The following is an 8271-nucleotide window of genomic DNA, read 5'->3' as shown; positions in this document are numbered from 1 at the left end:
TCCGGTGGCGGTGTGCAGGTCGGTGTCCGGGCCCGGGGCTGTTCCGGGCAGTGCGAACGCTGTGCGTTGTTCGTCGGCGAGGTGGTGCAGGGACCAGGGGGGCACCGCGGGCAGGCCGGCGACTGGCGTCCGCACAGCTCGACCAGGTCGTCGGCCACGTCGGGTTCGGCGTCGACCCACCGATCGCCGGGATCGGCACCGCCGCCGGATCGGTGGGGGACAGGGCGTGGTCCGGCCCGGTGCGGCCGGGTCGGGCGTCGGCCGGGCACCGAGGGGTGCCCGGCCGGTCGCCGTGATCAGGCCGCCGAGGGGCCGCGGTAGGTGGCGCTGCCGAAGGCGAGGATGGGGTAGCCGACGATCCCGAAGAGCCAGAGGCCGACCACGCCGAAGCCCGCGCTCTTGCCGAACGACTTCGCCAGGTCGATCGCGATGATCACCGAGACGACGATGTTGACGACCGGGACGAGGAGCAGGACCAGCCACCAGCCGGGACGGCCGACGATCTTGAGCTGCACGTAGATGTTGTAGAACGGGATGATCGCAGCCCACCCGGGCTGACCCGCCTTGGTGAACACCTTCCACAGGACGGCGATCATGAAGACCCCGATCACCAGGGCGATGATCAGCGGGATGATGAAAAGGGACGAATCGAGCTGGGTCGTCGTCGTCGTCACAGGGCGTTCCTTCCGGCGATCGGCGGAGGGGCGGGCGCTGGTCGCCCGCATCAGGTTCCCCCGACCGGTCGCGCGGAACACTGGCATTCGCGTGCCGCCCGCACGGCGCGTTGTCCGTTTCGTGAGCCGTTCGAGATCAATTCAATGCCGATGCGGATCACGGCCGGCCGCCGCGCCCCGCGCGGCAGGTGGCCCGGGAAGCCGTCAGGTGACGGTGACGCTGCCGTCGTCGGCGGACGCGGTGTAGGTGCCGTTGCCGGTGAACTCCTTGGTGCCGCGGGCGAGGAAGTCGTCACCGCTGAGCAGGTCGTACTCGTCGACCCGGAAGCCGAGGCTCGAGATGTCGGCCGCGGTGAAGGGCAGGTTCATGGAGGCGGCCGCGCTGCTGCGGGCCGGGGTGGAGCTGCCCTGGTTCTGCTGGGTCCAGATCCGGAAGTGGCGGCCGTCCTTGAGGTTCAGGCTTATCGAGCCGTAGGGGTCCAGGAACGCGGCGTCGATGTCCCGGTCGAACCCGGCGTCCTTCGTGCCCGGCCACCACTGGCCGATGTCGAGGGGGCCGTAGATGATCTGCTCGTTCTTGAAGTCGTAGCGCACGTACTGGTCGCCCCTGAAGATGTAGACGTACTCCTGCTCGGGCGGCGGCACGAGCCTCGTGGGGTCCGGGCGGTAGGAGAACGGGACGGCGGCGTCGATCGCGTCGGCGAACTGGGTGTCGTGCAGGCCGGGCCGGCCGGTGTCGATCCCCCGGGGACCGACGCGGATCACGTTGTCGGTGAGGCTGTAGGACAGGTACTTGTTCCCGAGGAACATGTACGTGTCCCACCGGAGCTGGGATCGGCTCAGGTTTGCCTGGATCGTCATGGTTCCTTCCCACGTCGAAGAGGACGCCCGGCGCGGTGGTGCGGTCGAGCCGGGCGCGAATGAGCGCGCAGGCGCTGCCGGAGTATTGGCGGGAATGTCGCGATGAATTGTCGCGAGAATGTCGAATCAACAGTTCGTGCAACTGTGGACGAAAACCAACGTAGCACCCGAAGTGAGCACCCTATAGGCAACCACAAGGGTGAAGGGGGCAACGGGAGGGGTGCTCGGGTTGTCTTGCGATTCACCGCCGACTGTTGGCCGGGGCGACGCGGTTATTGCGCCCGAGGAGGCATTCCGAGGCCATTCCGCACATGTGCGGAATGGTGTCTCCAAGTGGTTGATCGCTATTATGTTTACGCTAACACCTGCGGGTGCGCCTGCGATCACCGGCCGGTCGTGGCGGTCCTGGGTGGAGTTGGCCGCGTGCGCCCTCGGCCACTCCTGACAAGCCGACAGCACGCGGTGAAGTGGGTGTTGACAGCGGCTTTACTGCGGTGTTCACTGTTTTCCCGAAGGATGTTAGCGCTAACACAGCAGGGTCCTCATCACGGGGCCTCGACGTTGTTCGGGGCAACCGCCGATTCCGGGTCGACGTGCCCGCTCCACCCCCGACCTCACTGCCACCGCCCGCTCCGGGCGGCGGTCCGCCCTGCCCTGACCGCCGGAAGGAGCCCGCCGCATGAGACACCGTCGGGCAGGCACCGCCGCCTGCGCCGTCGTCGCCCTGCCGCGAATCGGTCCGGCCCTCGCGCCCCCGCGGCGCGGACCGGACCCGGTGCGCGGAGCAGCCCGTCCTGGTGCTGCCGCCGGCCTTCACCACCGCCCACGAGGACGCGCACGCGTCGAGGAGGTCGCGACTGCCATGACGACGAGGTCGAGATCCACCGCGTTGACCCGACCGCGGACCGCGGTCGCGGTCGCGCTCCTGCTCGGGGTGGCGCTCGTCGCGAGCCCGCTGGCCGTGCCGGCGCAGGCCCAGGGGGGCATCGGGGACCCCGTCCTCGCGCTCGAGTTCGACAACAGCCTCGCCGACGGCTCCGACCTCGCCCACCCGGTCACCGCGAAGGCGACCGGCACGGGCGCCCCGGCGCACGGGTTCGTGCCCGGCGTCCGGGAGTCGGCGCTGAAGCTCACCGCCGGCACCTACCTCGACCTCGGCAGCAGCACCGACCTGCAGCCCAAGACCCTGACCACGTCGTTCTGGCTCAAGCCGGACGCCGCGATGACGGGGGAGCAGGTCATCGCCTGGAACAAGGCCGCCTACAACAGCGACGGCTGGTACCTGTCGTCCGAGGGCAACGGCTCGCCCCTGGCGCTGTCCGCGGGTCCGGGCGGGACCCAGCCGTACAAGGTGCAGGTGTCCTCGGCGGACCGGGCGGCGTTCTTCCCCGTCGGCCAGTGGACCCACATCGCCGTCAGCTACAACAGCGACACCAAGCGGGCGGTGTTCTACCGCAACGGCCTGCGCGTGCCCAGCCAGGTGGCCCAACCCGTCGGCGGCGCGTCGACCGGCGTCATCACCGGCGACGCGGCCCTGCCCAAGACGATCGGCTTCAACGGGCCCCGGTACAACGGCTCCTTCCTGACCAGTGCCCTGGACTCCTACCGCCTGTACGCGGGCGAGGCGACCGCGGCCGACGTCGTCGGCCTGTACGAGGAGGGCGGCGGCACCGTGGACGAGGACGCCGTGGCCAGGGCCGACGCCGCCGCCATCACGCTGCCCGCGACCGTCACCGCCGCGATCTCCCTGCCGCGCGAGGGTTCCAGCGGCTCGACCGTCACCTGGTCGTCCGGCGACCGGGACGTGATCGACCTCGACGGCACCGTGCGCCGGCCCGGCGCGGGCGAGGACGACGCCCTGGTCACCCTCACCGCGACGGTCCGCTTCGCCGACGGCGCGCCGGCGGTCCGGGAGTTCACCGTGACCGTGCCCGCCGTCCGCGAGGTCCTCCAGGACAGCGGCCTGGGCGTGCGCCTGGACGACGCGTACCTGAACAACGCCGCCGCCAAGGAGCACGAGTACCTGCTCAGCCTGGACTCCAAGCAGTTCCTGCACTGGTTCTACCGCACGGCGAACCTCACCCCGCCCACCGCCACCGGCTACCAGGGCTGGGAGGACGGCTCGGTCAGCGGCAACTTCCGCGGCCACGCCTTCGGCCACTACATGTCCGCGCTGGCGATGTCCTACGCCTCCAGCACGGACCCGGAGGTCAAGGAAGGGCTGCACCGGGAGATCACCGAGGCGGTCGACGGCCTCGCCGAGGTGCAGGCGTCCTACGCGGGCACCTCCCGCGCGGGCTACGTCGGCCCGTTCCGCGACACCGCCCTCAACGCCGTCGAGGGCCGCGGCGCGTCGGACGACCCGGTCGTCGTGCCCTACTACAACCTGCACAAGGTCCTCGCGGGCCTGCTCGACATCAACAAGTACGTCCCGGACGCCCAGGGCGGCAAGGCGCTGGAGATCGCCAAGGGCTTCGGCGGCTACCTGCACGGCCGCGTCTCGACCCTGGCCGACACCAACGTCATGCTGCGCACCGAGTACGGCGGCATGAACGACGCCCTGTACGAGCTGTACGCCCGCAGCGGCGGCGACGCCCGGTTCAAGCGGGCCGCCGAGGCGTTCGACGAGCTGTCGCTGTTCCGCGAGCTGGCGGCGAACCGGGACGTGCTCAACGGCAAGCACGCCAACACCACGATCCCGAAGCTCATCGGCGCGGTGAAGCGCTACACGGTCTTCACCCAGAACCCGGCCCTGTACGACACGCTGACGGCCCAGGAGAAGGCCGACCTGCCGATGTACCTGCAGGCCGCGCAGAACTTCTGGCAGATCGTGGTCGACCACCACACCTACGCGACCGGCGCGAACAGCCAGGCCGAGCACTTCCACGGCCCCGGCACGCTGCACGAGTTCGCCACGGGCAAGGGCGTCGTCGGCAACGCCGAGACGGCCGAGACCTGCAACGAGTACAACATGCTCAAGCTGTCCCGCGAGCTGTTCAAGCTCACCCAGGACGTGAAGTACGCCAACTACTACGAGAACACGTTCATCAACACGATTCTGTCCTCGCAGAACCCCGACACGGGGATGACGACGTACTTCCAAGCGATGGCGCCCGGCTACTACAAGCTCTACTCGATGCCCTACACCGAGTTCTGGTGCTGCACCGGCACGGGCATGGAGAACTTCTCGAAGCTCGGCGACTCGATCTACTTCACCGGCTCGGACGGCGTCTGGGTCAACATGTTCTTCAGCTCGGTGTTCGAGCACGGGAACCTCCGCGTCCGGCAGCAGGCGAACCTGCCCAACGACGACACCGTCACCTTCCGCGTCAGCGCGGTCGACGGCGGCGCGCTCCCGGCGAACGCCAAGCTGCGCCTGCGCGTGCCGGACTGGGCCGCCGCCACGCCCGGCCTGACCGTCAACGGCTCGGCCGTCACGCCACAGGTCCAGCGCGGCTACGTGGTGCTGGGCGTCAAGGCCGGCGACGTCGTCGAGTACGAGCTGCCGATGACCGTGCGGGTGGTCGAGACGCCCGACAACCCGGACTTCTTCGCGTTGAAGTACGGGCCGGTGCTGCTCAGCGCCGGGCTGGGCACCAAGGACCTCGACAAGTTCGCCCGCGTCGGCATCATCGTGCGGGCGGCGTCCCTGGACCCCGACGCGCCGCAGGTCGTCCAGGTGACCACGCCGACCGTGGCCGCCTGGAAGGACGACGTCGTCCACAACGTCGTGCGCGGTCCGGACACCGCCGACGGGCAGGTCCGGTTCACGTTGCGCAACGCGGCCACCGATTTGGAGTTCACGCCCCACCACCGCCGCCACGACGAGCGCTACGGCCTCTACTTCTCCTACGAGACCGCCGATTCCGAGGCGGCCCAGAAGCGCCTCCTGGACGACAAGCGGCGCCTGCGCGAGGCCGAGCTGACCATCGACTCGCTGGAGAGCTTCGACAACAACAACTTCGAGGGCGCCAAGAACCTCAAGCAGGCCAACTCGTCGGTCGGCGTGTTCAATGGCCGGCAGTTCCGGCACGCGGAGGGGCCGGCCGGCTGGTTCAGCCACGACCTGCAGGTCGACCCGGCGCAGGCGGCGAACCTGCTGCGGGCCCGCTACTACACCGGTGACGCCGGGCGCACCTTCGACGTCTACCTCAACGACGAGAAGTTCAAGACCGAGACCGTCAACCGCGACGCGGGCACCGGCGTGTTCTACCTGCAGACGGACGAGATCCCCCGCAAGCACCTGGACAACCCGCGGTGGAAGGTCGACCAGGCGGGCAACCCGGTGCTGGACGAGAACGGGCAGCGGATCCCGGTGGTGACCGTCCGGTTCCAGTCGACCGGCGGCTGGGTCGGCGGCGTGTTCGGCGTCTTCACGAGCAAGTCCCTGGTCTACGGCTCGGAGTCGGAGCTGGCCGGTCTCGAGGCCACCCCGGGCGCCCTCACCCCGGCCTTCGCGCCCGGCACCACCTCCTACGCGCTGCGGGTCCCGGCCGGCACCACCGAGGTGGACCTCGACCTCGACCCGCACGTGCCCAGCGGCCTGGTCGAGGTCGACGGGGTGCTGATCGACGACACCCGCCCGCGCAAGATCACCCTGGACGCCTCGGGGCGCAGGACGGTCACCGTCGACGCCTTCGCCCAGGACCACGTGACGTCGACCCGGTACGCGCTGGAGATCTCCCCGGCCGCGCCGGCCGTCACCGTCACGGCCGCCCCGCGCTGCGTCGGCGCCACCGCGCACGTGGCCGTCACGGCGACGAACACCGGCACGTCCCCGGTCGCGGTCACCATGACCACCCCGTTCGGCGGCAAGCACTTCGCCGCCGTGGAACCGGGCAAGCAGGCGTACCAGTCCTTCAACAGCCGGACGAGCGACCTGCCGGCGGGCGTCGTCACCGTGACCGCCGTCGAGGGCGGGGCGTTGACGGCCCACCGCGTCGACTACCCGGCACTGCGCTGCGTGAGCGGGTCCGTGAGGTGATCGCGGGAAGGCGGAGGTGGTGCCGCGTGGTGCGGCACCACCCCCGCCGCCATCGCCCGCGGCCGATCAACCGAGGAGAGAGCACGATGAGGAGATCCACCCCGGCCCGGCTGTTCGCCGCCACCGCGCTGGGCCTGGCGCTGGTCGGCGCGGCCGTGCCGACCGCGCTCGCCCAGGACGACCCCGACATCGACATCGACGTCACCATCGAGGAGAGGGACACCCCCGGCTCGCTCACCATGACGGTCGCCGCCAACGACGGCGTGACGCTGGTCGAGAACGGCTCGGACGCCTCGGCCCGCCAGTTCACCGGTGTGACGCCGAGGATCACCGTCACCGACACCCGCGACCCCGAGGACGTCCCCGCGGGCTCGTTCTGGGCCGTGGTCGGCCAGGCGAGCGCCTTCACGCCGGTCGGCGGCGGCACGGGCTTCGGCGCGGAACACCTCGGTTGGCGCCCGCGCCTGCTGTCGGACACGTCGACCGGCGCCGTGGCGGCCGGTGAACCGGTGTCCTCCGTCGTCGCCGACGGCTCCGGCGCCCCGGCGGTCGGCCTCGTGGGGCAGGAACTGCTGGTGTCGACGGCCAACGCCGCCGACGAGACCGGCTCCTGGGACGTCGAGGCGGACCTGACCCTGCGCACCCCGGCCGACGTGGCCGCGGGCCAGTACAGCTCCACGCTCACCCTGTCGCTGTTCGACCAGTCCTGACACCCCCGTCCGGGGTGTGGTGGCACCACCGCGCCCCGGACCCCCGGGGAGGCCCGGTCCGGACCTCCCGACAACCCACGGAGGACCGATGCCCGCCACCGGCGTCCGCCGCGCCCTGCTCTGCGTCGTCGCCGCGCTCCTGGCCGTCCCGGCGCCCCCGGCCACCGCGCGGCAGGAACAGGACGTGACCTGGGCCGTCGTGCCCGCGGGCGCGGGCGGCCCCGACGGCAGGCGCGTGGTCGACCTGGAGCTGTCCGGCGGACAGGCGGTGACCGAGCACGTCGCCGTGACCAACCACTCCGCCCGCCCGGTCGCCTTCACCCTCGACGCCAACGACGGCTACCTCACCGACAAGGGCGTGTTCGACATGCGCGCGGCCGACACCGCCCCGGTCGACGGCGGCTCCTGGGTCGAGGTGCCCGGAGGCGTCACGGTCCCGGGCGGCGCGTCGACCGACGTGCCGGTGACCGTCACCGTCCCCGACCACGCCACCCCGGGCGACCACCCGGCGGGGGTCACCGCATCGTTGGACACCGTGTCGGGCCAGGTGCGCGTGCGGAACCGCGTCGGGGTCCGCTTCAACATCCGCGTGACCGGGGAGCTGACCGCGCACCTGGCGCTGAGCGACGTGCAGGCGTCCTACGAGCAGTCCTGGAACCCGTTCGCCCCGGGAGGCCTGGGCCTGCGGTACGCCGTCACCAACGACGGCAACACGCGCGCCGCCGCCGACACCCGGGTCACCAACTCCACCCCGCTCGCCGACACCGAGTGGACCGACCCCGGCACCGCCCGCTCCCGCGAGGTCCTGCCCGGCGGCGCCCGCCGGTTCGACTCCCGCACCGACGCTTGGCCGTTCGGCCGCATCACCACCACCATCACCGTCACCCCCGGCCGGCTCGACGGCGTCCCCGCCGTGCCCACGACCACCCCCGTGACGGCCACCGTCACCACCTGGGCGCTGCCCGTCCCCCAGGTGGCGCTGCTCGTCCTGGCGCTGCTGCTGCTCCTCGCCACCCGAACCGCCCTGCGCGCCCGCCGACGC

5 protein-coding genes are annotated in these 8271 nt (G+C 71.2%); 3 read left to right on the top strand and 2 right to left on the bottom strand.

The genetic code is table 11. The features are described 5' to 3' along the window. Window positions 1–296: 296 nt before the first annotated feature. Together ACFV4N_RS35685 and ACFV4N_RS35680 are read right to left on the bottom strand one after the other, a co-directional pair. Window positions 297–674: a DUF5684 domain-containing protein gene (locus tag ACFV4N_RS35685; protein ID WP_499677076.1), complete on the bottom strand. Its 378-nt coding sequence runs from the start codon at window positions 672–674 to the stop codon at window positions 297–299. 204 nt (window positions 675–878) lie between these two features. Further along, window positions 879–1535, bottom strand: a complete 657-nt coding sequence (locus ACFV4N_RS35680; protein ID WP_499677075.1) for a hypothetical protein — start codon at window positions 1533–1535, stop codon at window positions 879–881. An 862-nt stretch (window positions 1536–2397) separates the two neighbouring features. On the opposite strand from ACFV4N_RS35680, the gene ACFV4N_RS35675 reads away from it, so the two are divergent. The 3 genes from ACFV4N_RS35675 to ACFV4N_RS35665 form a co-directional block, all read left to right on the top strand. Then, the gene (locus tag ACFV4N_RS35675; RefSeq protein WP_499677074.1) at window positions 2398–6519 is read left to right on the top strand and encodes a beta-L-arabinofuranosidase domain-containing protein; all 4122 of its coding nucleotides are present in this window, start codon (window positions 2398–2400) and stop codon (window positions 6517–6519) included. A gap of 86 nt (window positions 6520–6605) precedes the next feature. Next, the gene (locus ACFV4N_RS35670) at window positions 6606–7229 is read left to right on the top strand and encodes a hypothetical protein (protein WP_499677073.1); all 624 of its coding nucleotides are present in this window, start codon (window positions 6606–6608) and stop codon (window positions 7227–7229) included. Between the two features lie 88 nt (window positions 7230–7317). Further along, window positions 7318–8271 (top strand): hypothetical protein (locus ACFV4N_RS35665; RefSeq protein ID WP_499677072.1); only part of this gene is annotated, 954 nt, incomplete at its 3' end.

Source organism: Actinosynnema sp. NPDC059797 (assembly GCF_042732085.1).
Taxonomy (GTDB): domain Bacteria; phylum Actinomycetota; class Actinomycetes; order Mycobacteriales; family Pseudonocardiaceae; genus Actinosynnema.
The sequence above is the reverse complement of the archived record's forward strand: the minus strand, read 5'-3'. Positions and strand labels throughout refer to the sequence as shown.

Bases quoted from the DNA above. Each gene is read 5' to 3' on its own strand.
- ACFV4N_RS35680 (WP_499677075.1), bottom strand. From the start codon at position 1,535: ATGACGATCCAGGCAAACCTGAGCCGATCCCAGCTCCGGTGGGACACG.
- ACFV4N_RS35675 (WP_499677074.1), top strand. From the start codon at position 2,398: ATGACGACGAGGTCGAGATCCACCGCGTTGACCCGACCGCGGACCGCG.
- ACFV4N_RS35670 (WP_499677073.1), top strand. From the start codon at position 6,606: ATGAGGAGATCCACCCCGGCCCGGCTGTTCGCCGCCACCGCGCTGGGC.